Source organism: Sphingomonas sp. Leaf412, assembly GCF_001425405.1.
GTDB lineage: Bacteria > Pseudomonadota > Alphaproteobacteria > Sphingomonadales > Sphingomonadaceae > Sphingomonas.
Genome location: NZ_LMQP01000003.1, coordinates 1,371,567 through 1,384,393, shown reverse-complemented (window position 1 = coordinate 1,384,393; position 12,827 = coordinate 1,371,567). Strand labels below are relative to the sequence as shown.

General features: G+C 68.7%; 13 protein-coding genes. 4 read left to right on the top strand and 9 right to left on the bottom strand.

Going from position 1 to position 12,827, the window contains the following annotated elements; all coding sequences use genetic code 11:
* From queE to ASG29_RS13770, 3 genes are all read left to right on the top strand, one after another.
* Positions 1-562, top strand: a 562-nt coding sequence (queE, locus tag ASG29_RS13780) for a 7-carboxy-7-deazaguanine synthase (protein ID WP_055984946.1), incomplete at its 5' end; no start/stop codon positions are given.
* Between the two features lie 127 nt (positions 563-689).
* Complete coding sequence (locus ASG29_RS13775) at positions 690-1,109, top strand: VOC family protein (RefSeq protein ID WP_055984943.1); 420 nt, start codon at positions 690-692, stop codon at positions 1,107-1,109.
* 9 nt (positions 1,110-1,118) lie between these two features.
* Positions 1,119-1,421 carry a polyhydroxyalkanoic acid system family protein gene (locus ASG29_RS13770; protein WP_055984939.1) on the top strand — a complete coding sequence of 101 codons (303 nt, stop codon included), beginning with the start codon at positions 1,119-1,121 and terminating at the stop codon, positions 1,419-1,421.
* A 120-nt stretch (positions 1,422-1,541) separates the two neighbouring features.
* Here the strand turns inward: ASG29_RS13770 and ASG29_RS13765 are convergent, their stop codons facing one another.
* The 7 genes from ASG29_RS13765 to ASG29_RS13735 all read right to left on the bottom strand — a co-directional run bounded on the left by ASG29_RS13765 (position 1,542) and on the right by ASG29_RS13735 (position 8,822).
* A complete protein-coding gene (locus ASG29_RS13765; RefSeq protein ID WP_055984936.1) occupies positions 1,542-2,864 on the bottom strand; it encodes a PQQ-dependent sugar dehydrogenase in 1,323 nt (440 codons plus the stop codon).
* A gap of 349 nt (positions 2,865-3,213) precedes the next feature.
* On the bottom strand, positions 3,214-5,433 hold the full coding sequence (gene katG, locus ASG29_RS13760; protein WP_055984934.1) for a catalase/peroxidase HPI: 2,220 nt from the start codon (positions 5,431-5,433) through the stop codon (positions 3,214-3,216).
* A 231-nt stretch (positions 5,434-5,664) separates the two neighbouring features.
* Positions 5,665-6,588, bottom strand: a complete 924-nt coding sequence (locus ASG29_RS13755) for a hemolysin family protein (RefSeq protein ID WP_055984931.1) — start codon at positions 6,586-6,588, stop codon at positions 5,665-5,667.
* 9 nt (positions 6,589-6,597) lie between these two features.
* Positions 6,598-7,107, bottom strand: a complete 510-nt coding sequence (ybeY, locus tag ASG29_RS13750; protein ID WP_055984930.1) for an rRNA maturation RNase YbeY — start codon at positions 7,105-7,107, stop codon at positions 6,598-6,600.
* The gene (locus tag ASG29_RS13745; RefSeq protein WP_055984927.1) at positions 7,104-7,502 is read right to left on the bottom strand and encodes a type II toxin-antitoxin system VapC family toxin; all 399 of its coding nucleotides are present in this window, start codon (positions 7,500-7,502) and stop codon (positions 7,104-7,106) included. The genes ybeY and ASG29_RS13745 overlap by 4 nt, the downstream gene beginning before the upstream one ends.
* Complete coding sequence (locus ASG29_RS13740; RefSeq protein ID WP_055984923.1) at positions 7,499-7,777, bottom strand: type II toxin-antitoxin system VapB family antitoxin; 279 nt, start codon at positions 7,775-7,777, stop codon at positions 7,499-7,501. Before ASG29_RS13740 ends, ASG29_RS13745 begins: the two co-directional genes overlap by 4 nt.
* Before the next feature lie 46 nt (positions 7,778-7,823).
* Positions 7,824-8,822 (bottom strand): PhoH family protein, encoded by a 999-nt coding sequence (locus ASG29_RS13735; protein WP_055984920.1) that lies wholly within the window; start codon positions 8,820-8,822, stop codon positions 7,824-7,826.
* Positions 8,823-9,000: 178 nt separating this feature from the next.
* Here ASG29_RS13735 and ASG29_RS13730 point away from each other — a divergent pair, with 178 nt between their 5' ends.
* The gene (locus ASG29_RS13730; RefSeq protein WP_156458014.1) at positions 9,001-9,855 is read left to right on the top strand and encodes a hypothetical protein; all 855 of its coding nucleotides are present in this window, start codon (positions 9,001-9,003) and stop codon (positions 9,853-9,855) included.
* 43 nt (positions 9,856-9,898) lie between these two features.
* Here the strand turns inward: ASG29_RS13730 and miaB are convergent, their stop codons facing one another.
* Positions 9,899-11,218, bottom strand: coding sequence for a tRNA (N6-isopentenyl adenosine(37)-C2)-methylthiotransferase MiaB (gene miaB, locus ASG29_RS13725; RefSeq protein ID WP_082516118.1), 1,320 nt, complete (start codon positions 11,216-11,218; stop codon positions 9,899-9,901).
* A gap of 32 nt (positions 11,219-11,250) precedes the next feature.
* The gene (locus ASG29_RS13720; RefSeq protein WP_055984915.1) at positions 11,251-12,786 is read right to left on the bottom strand and encodes a DHA2 family efflux MFS transporter permease subunit; all 1,536 of its coding nucleotides are present in this window, start codon (positions 12,784-12,786) and stop codon (positions 11,251-11,253) included.
* Positions 12,787-12,827: the final 41 nt, after the last annotated feature.

Sequence of the window (12,827 nt, the reverse complement as noted above, 5' to 3'; positions counted from 1 at the left end):
GTTCGTGCGCTTCGCCGGGTGCAACCTGTGGAGCGGGCGCGAGCAGGACCGCGCGACCGCGGTCTGCCGCTTCTGCGACACCGATTTCGTCGGCGTCGACGGGCTGGGCGGGGGCAAGTTCGCGGACGCCGCGGCGCTGGTCGCGGCCGTGGCGGAATTCTGGGGCGCAGGATCCGACGCGCGCTTCGTCGTGCTGACCGGCGGCGAACCGATGTTGCAGGTCGACGACGCGCTGGTCGACGCGCTGCATCGTGCGGGGTTCGAGATCGCGATCGAGAGCAACGGGACGCTGCCCGTCCATCCCGGCATCGACTGGGTCTGCATCAGCCCGAAGGCGGGGAGCGAGACGGTGCAGCGGTCGGGCGACGAACTGAAGCTGGTCTGGCCGCAACCGGGCACCGACATCGCCGCGATCGAGGGCTGGGACTTCCGGCATTTCCTGCTGCAACCGCTCGACGATCCGAACGCGGATGCGAACCGCGACGCGGCGATGGCGACGGTCATGGAGCGCCCGGTGTGGCGATTGTCGTTGCAGACGCACAAGTTGCTGGGGTTGCGATAGGCGACGTCATGCCGGACGTGATCCGGTATCCATCGTTATCCCCGGGGCGATGGATCCCGGATCAGGTCCTGGGTGACGAAGGGCAGACGGGCTGGCAACCCCTGCCGCATATGTGTATCACACGGGCATGACACTGCGTCCCTTCCACCTGGCGTTTCCCGTCCACGACCTCGCCGCCGCGCGCGCTTTCTATCGCGATATCCTCGGCTGTACCGAGGGGCGGTCGAGCGCGCAGTGGATCGACTTCGATTTCGGCGGGCACCAGATCGTCGCGCATCTCGACCCCGCGGCGCAGCCGGTGGCGGTCGCGAACGAGGTCGACGGCCATCACGTGCCGGTGCCGCATTTCGGCATCGTCCTGACGATGGACGACTGGCGGGCGCTGGCGCAGCGGGTGGAGGCGGCGGGGGTCCCGTTCGGGATCGCGCCGCACGTCCGCTTCGCGGGCCAGGCCGGGGAGCAGGCGACGATGTTCTTTCGCGATCCGTCGGGCAACGCCCTGGAATTCAAGGCGTTCGCGGACGACGCGATGCTGTTCGCAACGTAAGGAGACCGCATGAGCGCCCCGATCGAGATCGAACTGCCGCACAAGCTGGGCCGCGATGCCGCGCGCACCCGGATCGAGAGCGGCTTCGGCAGGATGGCGAGCTACATCCCCGGCGGCGCGGTGACCGAGCATCGCTGGAACGGCGACCGCCTGGATTTCACGGTCGAAGGGATGGGGCAGCGCGTCGCGGTGACGCTGGACGTGGCGGACACGAACGTCCACGCGACCTTCGTCCTGCCCGCCTTCCTTCAGATGTTCGCCGAACCGATCCGCGCGAAGCTGGCGAAGGACGGGCCGAAGTTGCTGGAATGAGGGGTGGACCCCCGCGAAGGCGGGGGTCCATACCGGGCTATGATCGGGTCGGATCGTCCCCCGGACGATCCTTGAAGGTGCGGGGCACCTTCAACCCGATCATCCTTCGCGGGAGCACGATCAGCGCGCCGTCACCCGCCACACCGCATTGCCCACGTCGTCCGCGACCAGCAGCGCGCCGGTCCGGTCCGCGATCACGCCCACCGGGCGTCCGCGCGCCTTGCCGTCGACGACGAAGCCCGTCAGCACGTCCACCGGCTTCGCGCCCTTCACCGGCCATCCCTGCGGGGTGAAGGGCACGAACGCGACCTTGTACCCCGACAATGGCTTGCGGTTCCACGACCCGTGCTCGCCGACGAACGCGCCGCGCGCGAAGCGATCGCCCAGCGTCAGTCCGTCCGCGAAGGTCAGGCCCAGCGCGGCGACGTGCGGCCCCATCGCATAGTCGGGGCGCTTGGAATATTGCTGCAATTCCTGGTTCTTGGGCTGCACGCGCGGATCGGGATAACCGCCCCAGTAATACCACGGCCACCCGAAATTGTCGCCCAGCTCCACCGCGGTCAAATAATCGGGCGCCAGGTCGGACCCCAGCATGTCGCGCTCGTTCACGACCGTCCACAGCGCCTTCGTCGTCGGCTCGATCGCCATGCCGACCGGGTTGCGCAGACCCGCGGCGTAGATCCGCGAATTCTTGTCGTCCGGCCACACTTGCAGGATGTTGGCGCGGCGGCGCTCCGCCGCCAGGCCGTTGTCCGCGATGTTGGTGGCCGATCCGACCGACACGTACAGGCTGCGCCCGTCCGGCGCCGCGATCAGGCCGCGGGTCCAGTGGTTCGCCCCGCCGGGGTAGCGCACGATCACCTCGGGCGTCGCGGTGATCCGCGTCGCGCCGTCGGTATAGGGGACGCGGACCAGCGCGTCGGTGTTGGCGACGTACAATTGCCCGTTCAGCAACGCCATGCCGAACGGGGAATTCAGCCCGCTGAGGAACACCGACCGCGCCTCCGCCACGCCGTCGCCGTTCGCGTCGCGCAGCAGGGTGATGCGGTTGGCCGAGGGCACGCCCGCGCCGACCTTCCCCATCAGCGTCTTCATCACCCATCCCGTGATCCCGCCGCCCTCGCGCGGGGGGGAGTTGGTTTCCGCCACCAGCACGTCGCCGTTGGGCAGGCGATACAGCCAGCGCGGATGGTCCAGCCCGGTCGCGAACGGCTTCACCGCCAGCCCGGTGGCCGCGACCGGCGTCTGCCCCTGCTGCCAGCCGACCGGATCGGCGGTGCCGATCGTCGGGATCACCTGTTCGCGCGGGGGAGTGATGTCGGGACGCTGCCCCGCGACGGCGGCCAGATCCAGCCGCGCCTTGTCGGGCCAGGCCAGCCACGCGACGATCGCGATGCCGATGACGAGGAGGAGGGCGAAGAAGGCGAGGATGTGTTTGCGCATGACGACCCGCGATACCGCGCCCGTGGCGGAAGCGCCACCGGTCCGTTGCGTGCCGTGCGGTCACCCCGCCGCCATTGCGAGCGGAGCGAAGCAATCCAGGGCACCGAGCGCAACCCTGGATTGCCGCGTCGCTGCGCTCCTCGCAATGACAGCGTGTGGAGGGCGACCGGCGCCAGATACGAGTAGGCCGCCGACGTGGGGGGCACGCCGACGGCCTCCGGCGTTTCGGAACCAAGGTGCGACCCGAGGGACCTACTCGACCGGTTCCGAAGGAAGGAACGGGCCGCCGCAAATCGCGACGACCCGTCCCCGCCGAACCGTTGCCCGCCTGTTAGCGGGCCTAAGTCGTTCAGGCCAGATCGAAACGATCGGCATCCATGACCTTCGTCCATGCCTTCACGAAATCTGCGACGAACCGAGCCGGTGCGTCGGACGAGGCGTAGACCTCCGCCAGCGCGCGCAGCTGCGAATTGGACCCGAACACCAGATCGGTGCGCGACGCGGTCCACTTCTGTTCGCCCGTGGCGCGATCGGTCCCGACGAATTCCTCGTCGCTCTCGTCGCTGACCTGCTTCCACGCCGTGCCCATGTCGAGCAGGTTGACGAAGAAGTCGTTGGTCAGCTGGCCCGGACGCGTCGTGAACACACCGTGCTGCGCCGCCTTCGGATGGTTGACGCCCAGCACGCGCAGGCCGCCGACCAGCACCGTCATCTCCGGCGCGCTGAGGTTCAGCAACTGCGCGCGGTCGACCAGCAATTCCTCGGTCGGCACGTTGAAGCGCACCTGAAGGTAGTTGCGGAACCCGTCGGCCTTCGGCTCCAGCACGTCGAAGCCTTCGGCGTCGGTCTGCTCCGCGGTCGCGTCGGTGCGGCCGGGGGTGAACGGCACGGTCACGTCATGGCCCGCGTCCTTCGCCGCCTTCTCGACGCCGACCGTCCCGCCCAGCACGATCAGGTCCGCGATCGACACCTTCTTGCCGCCGCTCGCCGCGCCGTCGAAATCGGCCTTGATCCGCTCCAGCACGCCCAGGACGCGCGCCAGCTCGGCCGGCTCGTTGACCTCCCAGTCCTTCTGCGGGGCGAGGCGGATGCGCCCGCCGTTGGCGCCGCCGCGATGGTCCGACCCGCGATAGGTGGAGGCCGAGGCCCAGGCGGTCCTGACCAGGTCCGCGACCGACAGGCCGCTGTCGCGCAGCGTCGCCTTCAGCGTGGTGACGTCGCCGGCGTCGATCGGGGCGTAATCGGCCTTCGGGATCGGATCCTGCCACAGCAGGTCCTCCGCCGGCACCTCCGGCCCCAGGTAGCGCGCCTTGGGCCCCATGTCGCGGTGGCACAGCTTGAACCACGCCCGCGCCCATGCGTCGGCGAACTGGTCCGGGTTCGCGCGGAAACGCTCGCTGATTGCGCGATAGGCGGGGTCGACCTTCAACGCCATGTCGGCGGTCGACATCATCGTCGGCACCTTCTTGCCCGGGGTATGGGCGGCGGGGGCCAGCGTGTCCTCGGGGTTGCCGACCGGTTGCCACTGATGCGCGCCCGCCGGGCTCTTCACCAGTTCGTATTCGTGGTCGAGCAGCATCTCCCAATAGGTGTTGTCCCACTTGGTCGGCGTCGGCGTCCACGCACCCTCCAGGCCGGAGGTGATCGTGTGATCGCCCATCCCGCTCTCGTGCGTGGAGGTCCAGCCCAGGCCCTGCGACGCGATGTCCGCACCTTCCGGCTCCTTGCCGACCAGGCTGGGGTCGCCCGCGCCGTGTGCCTTGCCGAACGTGTGGCCGCCCGCGGTCAGCGCGACGGTCTCCTCGTCGTTCATCCCCATGCGCGCGAAGGTTTCCTTCATGTCGCGCGCGGACCCCATCGGGTTCGGGCACCCGCCGGGGCCCTCCGGGTTGACGTATATCAGGCCGTGCTGGATCGCGGCGAGCGGCGTCTCGAGCGCGAGGCCCGCTTCCTCGTCGATCCGGGTCTGGCCCAGCCATTCCTCCTCGGTACCCCAGTAGACGTCCTTCTCGGGCTCGAACACGTCCTCGCGTCCGCCGCCGAAGCCGAACGTGGGGCCGCCCATCGATTCGATCGCGACATTGCCCGCCAGGATGAACAGGTCGGCCCAGCTCAGCGCCGCGCCATATTTCTGCTTCACCGGCCACAGCAGGCGCCGCGCCTTGTCGAGGTTGCCGTTGTCCGGCCAGCTGTTCAGCGGGGCGAAGCGCTGCTGCCCCGCCGACGACCCGCCGCGCCCGTCACCGGTGCGATAGGTGCCCGCCGAATGCCATGCCATGCGGATGAAGAACGGGCCGTAATGTCCGTAGTCGGCGGGCCACCACGGCTGGCTGTCGGTCATCAGCGCGGTCAGGTCCGCCTTCACCGCCGCGAAATCCAGCGCCAGGAACGCCTTCGCATAGTCGAAGTCGTCGCCCATCGGGTTGCCGGTCTTCCCCTTCTGGTGAAGGATGTCGACGGACAGCGAGTTCGGCCACCAGTCGCGGTTGGTGCGCCCCAGCAACGTGCGCAGCGCGGCGGGCTGCTTGTCCGGATCGTTCAGAGGGCTGCCCTGCGTGATGGCGTCCATGTCGGTATCTCCTGAAATGCGGGCGCCCGCGAAGGGGCGGCATGGGCGGGATTTAGCCCAGCGGCGGTGATCGGAAAAGCGTGAAAAGGCGAACTCGTTGATCGGGTGAGGCGATCAATGGGCGGAAGGTGGTCTTGTACCGACCCCCGTTCGGGCTGAGCGAAGTCGAAGCCTGCGGACGATCCTGGCGCATCCCCTTCGACGTCGCTCGGGGCGAACGGAGGTAAAAAGTTACTCGTCGCCCTCCGGCTCCGGCCGTGGCGGGTGCAGGCGCAGGCGGTTGATGCGGCGTTCGTCGGCGTCCACGATCTCCAGCCGCCATCCGCTGGGGTGGTCGATGCAATCGCCCGGCTGCGGCACGCGCCCCGCCAGCACGGCGGCGAGCCCGCCCAGCGTGTCGACGTCGCTCTCCGCCTCGGCCAGGCGCGGATCGACCGTCTGTCCGACATCCTCCAGCTCGACGCGCGCGTCCGCTTCCCACGCGCCGCCGTCGAGCGGCACCAGCAGCGCGGCGGGCGCCTCGTCATGCTCGTCCTCGATCTCGCCCACGATCTCCTCGATCAGGTCCTCGATCGTCACCAGCCCCTCGGTCCCCGAATATTCGTCCAGCACGACCGCCAGGTGGATGCGCGACTGCCGCATGTCCGCCAGCAGGTCGAGCGCGCCGCGGCTCATCGGCACGTACAGCGGCTGGCGGATCAGCGCCGCGATGGTGGGCGGCGGCGGGCCGCCAGCGGCGAGGATCGCGAACACGTCCTTGATGTGGACCATGCCGACGATGTGATCCAGGCTGCCGCGATAGACGGGCAGGCGGCTGTGTCCCGCCTCCGCGAACAGGTGGACGAGGTGGTCGAAGGTCGTGCCTTCCTCCACCGCGATCATATCCGCCCGCGGCACGCCCACGTCGCCCGCGTCGCGCTCGCCGAAGTGGAGGAGGTTGCGCACCATCTGGCGTTCCAGCGGGGTCAGGTCGCCCTTCACGTCGGGGGCGGGATCGCCCTCGTGCCGGTCGATCGCCTCCTCCAGCTGGTCGCGCAGCGAATCCTCCTGCGGCTCCCCGAAGATGAGGTTGCGCAGCCCGGTCCAGATGCCGCTTTCGTTGAGGTCGCCGTTGCCGGCGGTACTTCGCCCCGTGCTACTGTGGTCGTCGGCCATCGCCGGTCGTCAATCCTCGCGTATGAGATAGGGGTCCGCGATGCCGAGATCGGACAGCGCCGCGCGCTCGATCTCCTCCATCGCATCCCCCTCGTCGTCGGTCAGGTGGTCGTAGCCTAGCAGATGCAGCACGCCATGCACCACCAGATGCGTGGCATGGGCCTCCACCGATATCCCCCGCTCCGCCGCCTCCGCGACGCATACGCCGTGCGCCAGGACGATATCGCCCAGCAGCAGCTCGCCGTCGTCGCTGTTCCGGCTGACCGTGTCGATCAGGTCGGGCTGCACCATCGGGAAGGACAGGACGTTGGTGGGCCGGTCCTTCTGCCGGTATTGCCGATTGAGGCCCTGCACCTCCGCGTCGGAGGCCAGCCGCACGCTGATCTCCACCGTCGCGGGCGTGGTCAGCAATTCCCCGTGCGGCGTCCGCTGAATGGCGGCGCGCGCGCCGGCGAGCGCGAGCGCATCCCAGGCGCCATCGGGCCAGGGATCGTCGCGGGTGAGTTCGACATGGATCATGCAAGGTCCGTATGCGAGAAATCGTTGCCCTTGTAGAGCAATTGCGCCTCGTTCGTCTTCGCGCAGGCGTAGGCGAAGCAATCGCCCAGGTTCAATCGCGCGCGATGGCCGGTCCCTTTGCCGTAACGCGCATGAGCATCGAGCGCCACGGCGGCTTCACGCTCTCCGATCGGGGCGAGGCGGAGCGACAGGTCGTCGCACAGGCGCGCCAATTCCTCACTGGCGAGCGTCAGGTCGCTCCTTCGCCGTCGCGCAATGGCCAGCGTCGCCTCCCATGCACCGACAGCGCAATAGAGCCGGTCATCGTGCATCGCGAGCCGATCGCCCAGGTCTAGCGCGTCGGCCTCGCGCGTGGCGATCGCAACGAGTGCAGATGCATCGACGAAGATGGTCAATCGTCTTCCTGATCGCTCAGGCTGTCGAAGAATGCCTTGTCGGCTTCCGGCCCGATCGGCTCGCCAAGACGGGTCGTTGCCCAGAATCGTTCAAGTACGGACCGGACATCGGCCTGTGCCGGTGACAACGCAGATTCATGGTTTCCGCGATCACGTTCCAGTTCGCGATGCAGCGCCAGCTTCACCGCCGCCGTCTTCGTCAGCCCGCGTGATGCCGCGAGCCGTTCCGCCAGCCTGTTAGCTTCTTCGTCCTTGATGTATAGCGACGCCATCATCCGCCTCCAGGATATCCCGCACAGTTATGCAGGATATCCCGCGCCGTCAACCGCTCACCCCCTCATACGCCTCCACGATCCGCCCGACAATCGGATGCCGCACCACGTCCGCGGCGGTGAATCGGCAGAGCGAGATGCCTTCCACCCCCTCCAGCCGGATCGTCGCGTCCGCCAGCCCGCTGGAGGCGACGCCGCCGGGGAGGTCGGTCTGGTTCGGATCGCCGCAGATGACCATGCGGCTGTTCTGGCCGAAGCGGGTCAGGAACATCTTCATCTGCGCGGGCGTCGTATTCTGCGCCTCGTCCAGGATCACGAAGGCGTCGGCCAGCGTGCGCCCGCGCATGAAGGCGATCGGCGCGATCTCGATCTCCCCGCTCGCGATGCGCCGCTCCACCTGCTCGGGCGGCATGCAGTCGTTCAGCGCGTCGTACAGCGGGCGCAGGTACGGATCGACCTTCTCCTTCATGTCGCCCGGCAGGAAGCCCAGCCGCTCGCCCGCCTCCACCGCAGGGCGCGACAGGATCAGCCGCTGCACGCTGCCGGTGATGAGCTGCGACACGGCCTGCGCGACCGCGATATAGGTCTTGCCCGTGCCCGCCGGGCCGAGCGCGAAGATCATGTCGTGGGTCGTCAGTTCGCGCATGTAATGCACCTGCGCGGGCGTGCGCGGCACGATCGTCTTCTTGCGCGTGCGGATCATGATCGGCGGCACGGGCACGCGTTCGGCGGACACGATGCCGTCCAGCGTCGGTTCCGCCATCATCGCGATCGACGCGTCGACCAGGCCGCCGTCGACCTCCTCGCCCCGCTGGATTCGCTTGTACAGGTCGGACAGGACATCGCGCGCCATCGCCACCTGCTCCGCGCTCCCCTCCAGCCCCACGCGGTTGCCGCGCGCGGTGATATAGACGCCCAGCCGATTTTCCAGTGCCACCAGATGCTGGTCATACTGGCCGAAGAGCTGCGCCAGCAGCTGCGGCCGATCGAACGTCAGCTCGGCGCGCGAGCGCTCGCCATGCTGGGCGGGAACGGGCTTGCGACTCATGCGGTCCTTTCGTTGGTCGTCACAAGGTGATGGTTCGCGCCCGCGGGCGCAAGCCGCGACCGCGAGCCTACCCGTTTTGAACAGCGGGACTCAGCGAATGGTGGACACGGCGCGCGTTCGATCACACGCAAATTCATATATGCTTTTCCAGTGCGTCGACGAATTACCGCTCCGGGCGATGACCCGCGGACTGGCGGAGATGCAGACCAACCTGCTGGCCGCCGCGCTTCCCGAATTCGGCGGGCGCGTCGACCAGTTCATGGTGTTCACGCTGCTGGCGCGGCGGACGTTCGACGACGGGCGGCCGATCCCGGTCCTGGCGGTCGCCGATTCGCTGCGCCTGCCGTTCGAGACGACGCGGCGGCATGTCGCGGCGCTGGCGGCGCGCGGCCTGTGCCGGCGCGAACGGGGCGGCGTGATGTTGACGGGCACGCTGGCGGACGCCCCGATGGCGACGCTGGTCCCGCTGGCGCACGATTGCCTGGTCCGCTTCATCGCCGACCTGGCGACCGCGGGCGGGCTGCCGTGCTTCACCCCGTCCGCGCGCGATTATTCGTGGAAGGCCGGATGGCCGCTGGCGGCGGACCTCATGCTGGCGGCGGCGGACAGCAACCGGCGGACGCATCAGGATCGCGTCAACCTCGCGCTGTTCTCGACCATCCTGTGCGCCAACAACCGCGCCATTTCCGCCGATCCGCACCTGTCACGCCGCCACGCGACCATCGCCCCGCCGCCGCCCGACCTGCTGATCCGCCCGTTGCGCGCGCGCGTCCTGTCGGAACGGCTGGCGATGCCCAAGGCGACGGTACGCCGCCGCGTCGAACAATTGCTGGCGGGACCGGTGCGCCAGCGCGACGGCGGGCTGGTCGTGGACGACGCGTGGTATTCCAGTCCGGACGTCATCGCGACCAGCCGGTCGACATGGGGGAACATGCGCCGCCTGCTCACCCCCCTGGCGACGCACGGCTTCCCGTTCCACGATCCCGAACGCGCCTATCGCGTCGGCCGGCCGGCCTTCGTTCCGCTGGACTGATCCCTTCGCCGGCGCGCGCCGCCCCGCGGGCGCGCGGCGCGGGTCAGGCGGCCTGCGCGATCGCGGGCGTACCGCGCAGCGAATTGGGGCCCGCCTCCGCGATCGCGACGTCGATCAGGTCGCCGATCGCATGGTCGCCGACGATATGGACCGATTGCAGCCAGGGCGACTTGCCCAGCCATTGCCCCGGCAGCTTCCCGCGCCGTTCGATCAGCACGTCGCACCGCCGCCCCAGCGTCGCCGCGTTGAACGCATGCTGGTCGCGGTTCAGCGCGGTCTGTAGCCGCTGGAGCCGGTCGTCCATCACCGCCGCCGCGACCTGTCCGTCCATGTCCGCGGCGGGGGTGCCGGGGCGCGGGCTGTACTTGAAACTGAACGCCTGAGCGTAGCCGACCGCGTCGACCAGGCGCAGCGTCTCGGCGAATTCCGCCTCCGTCTCGCCCGGGAAGCCGACGATGAAATCGCCCGACAGCGCGATGTCGGGCCGCGCGGCGCGGATACGGTCCAGCAGCGTCAGGTAGCTGTCGCGCGTGTGGCTGCGGTTCATCGCGCGCAGCACGCGGTCGCTGCCCGCCTGCACCGGCAGATGCAGGAAGGGCATCAGCCCCTCGACATCGCGATGTGCGTCGATCAGGCCCTGCGTCATGTCGTTGGGATGGCTGGTGGTGTAGCGGATGCGCGCCAGCGCGGGGATGCGATCCAGCGCGCGGATCAGGTCGTGCAGCCCGCGCTCCCCGTCGGTCCACGCATTCACGTTCTGCCCCAGCAACGTGATCTCGCGCGCGCCCGCGTCGACCAGCGCCTTCGCCTCGTCCACGATCGCGGCGAACGGTCGGCTCACCTCCGCCCCGCGCGTATACGGCACGACGCAATAGGTGCAGAATTTGTCGCACCCCTCCTGCACCGTCAGGAACGCGCTCGGCCCCACCTTGCGCCGTGCGGGCAGCGCGCCGAATTTCGACGCCAGCGGCATGTCGGTGTCCAGCGTCGGCGTGCCCGCGGCGGCATCGGCGACCAGCCGGGGCAGGTTGTGATACGCCTGCGGCCCGACGACCACGTCCACCTTCGCACGGCGGATGATCTCGTCCCCTTCCGCCTGCGCGACGCAGCCCGCGACCGCGATCATCGGCCCGCCGTCGCCCTGCTTGCCGTATTTGCGCAGCCGTCCGATGTCGGAATACACCTTCTCGGTCGCCTTTTCGCGGATGTGGCAGGTGTTCAGGACGACGAGGTCGGCGGCATTGGCGTCGTCGGTCGCGACCATGCCGTCGGCGGCCATCAGTTCGGCCATGCGCTCGCCATCGTAGACGTTCATCTGGCAGCCGAACGACTTCACGTGGAATGTCTTGGGAGTGCGGGTCATCGGCGCCGCCATACCGCGGCGCGGCGTGCGGCTCAATCCGCCGCCACCGGCCCGGTCATGGCGGCGGGGCGGCGGCACATCCATACCAGCAGGATCAGCGCGGCGGACAGCCAGGCCGACAGCCGGAACAGATCGGTGGAGGCCAGCAGGTACGCCTGTCCGACCATCTGCCGCGTGACGACCGCCGCCGTCTGCGTCGCGTCCAGCCCGAACCGCTGCATCTGCTCCACCGCCATGCGGTACGGAAATCCGTTGCCCACCGCCTCGGCCAGCCGGTTCTGGTGCAGCGCCTCGCGCCGGTCCCATGCCGTGGTGATGATCGATGCGGCGAACGATCCGGCGACGATTCGCGTGAAATTCGAGATGCCCGTCGCGGACGGCAGCCGCTCCGGCGGGATGCGGTCGAGCGCGATCGTCAGCATCGACAGGAAGAAGGTGCTCATCGCGACCCCCTGGATCAGCAGCGGGAAGACGAAGTCGCTGAAACTGGCGGTGGTGGTGTAGCCGGACCGCAAATAGTAACTGAGCGCGAAGCCCGCGAAGGCGACGGTCGCCAGGATGCGCGCGTCGATCTTCCCCGACAGGCGCGCGACGAACGGGGTCAGCGCGACCGCGACCAGCCCGCTGGGCGCGGCGACCAGCCCGGCCCAGGTGGCGGTGTAGCCCAGCTGCGTCTGGAGCCACAAAGGCAGCAGCAGGATGTTGGCGAAGAACACCGCGTACCCCAGCGAGAAGCACAGGTTCCCGATCCAGAAATTGCGCCGTGCGAACAACGTCAGGTCGACCGTGGGATTGTCGTCGGTCAATTCCCACACGATCCACGCGACGAAACCGATCGCGGCGACGATCCCCAGCACCACGATCGTGGAATCGTTGAACCAGTCGGCGTTCTTGCCCAGGTCCAGCATGATCTGCAATGCGCCGACCCAGACGACGAGCAGCGCCAGCCCGACCGTGTCGATCGGCAGCTTCATCGTCGGCGTCTCGCGGTCCTTCAGGTTCGACCAGCAGACCAGCGACACGACGATGCCGAAGGGCACGTTGATGAGGAAGATCCACGACCAGTGGTAATTGTCCGAGATATAGCCGCCCAGGATCGGCCCCATGATCGGCGCGACGAGGGTGGTCATCGACCAGATGCCCAACGCGGTGGCGCGCTTGTCGGACGGGAAGACCGATATCAGCAGCGCCTGGCTGCCCGGCATGATCGGCCCCGCCACCGCCCCCTGCAACACGCGGAACGCGATCAGCGACGGCAGGCTCCACGCGATGCCGCACAGGAACGAGGCGACGGTGAACAGCGCGACCGCGGTGCAGAACACGCGCACCACCCCGAACCGCCGCATCAGCCACCCGGTCAGCGGCACCGCGATGCCGTTCGACACCGCGAAGGCGGTGACGATCCAGGTGGAATTGTCGCTGCTGACGCCCAGGTTCCCCGCGATCGTGGGCAGCGAGACGTTGGCGATGGTCGTGTCGAGGACCATCATGAACGTGCCGAGCGCGAGGACGAACGCGGTGAGGCCCAGCTTCGCGCCGGTCAGCGGGGTGGGGGTAGGGGGCGTCACAGATTGCTGCCCTCACCCTTCCCACCCGGCTGCGCCGGGCG

Bases quoted from the DNA above. Each gene is read 5' to 3' on its own strand.
- ASG29_RS13775 (WP_055984943.1), top strand. From the start codon at position 690: ATGACACTGCGTCCCTTCCACCTGGCGTTTCCCGTCCACGACCTCGCC.
- ASG29_RS13770 (WP_055984939.1), top strand. From the start codon at position 1,119: ATGAGCGCCCCGATCGAGATCGAACTGCCGCACAAGCTGGGCCGCGAT.
- ASG29_RS13765 (WP_055984936.1), bottom strand. From the start codon at position 2,864: ATGCGCAAACACATCCTCGCCTTCTTCGCCCTCCTCCTCGTCATCGGC.
- katG (WP_055984934.1), bottom strand. From the start codon at position 5,433: ATGGACGCCATCACGCAGGGCAGCCCTCTGAACGATCCGGACAAGCAG.
- ASG29_RS13755 (WP_055984931.1), bottom strand. From the start codon at position 6,588: ATGGCCGACGACCACAGTAGCACGGGGCGAAGTACCGCCGGCAACGGC.
- ybeY (WP_055984930.1), bottom strand. From the start codon at position 7,107: ATGATCCATGTCGAACTCACCCGCGACGATCCCTGGCCCGATGGCGCC.
- ASG29_RS13740 (WP_055984923.1), bottom strand. From the start codon at position 7,777: ATGATGGCGTCGCTATACATCAAGGACGAAGAAGCTAACAGGCTGGCG.
- ASG29_RS13735 (WP_055984920.1), bottom strand. From the start codon at position 8,822: ATGAGTCGCAAGCCCGTTCCCGCCCAGCATGGCGAGCGCTCGCGCGCC.
- ASG29_RS13730 (WP_156458014.1), top strand. From the start codon at position 9,001: ATGACCCGCGGACTGGCGGAGATGCAGACCAACCTGCTGGCCGCCGCG.
- miaB (WP_082516118.1), bottom strand. From the start codon at position 11,218: ATGACCCGCACTCCCAAGACATTCCACGTGAAGTCGTTCGGCTGCCAG.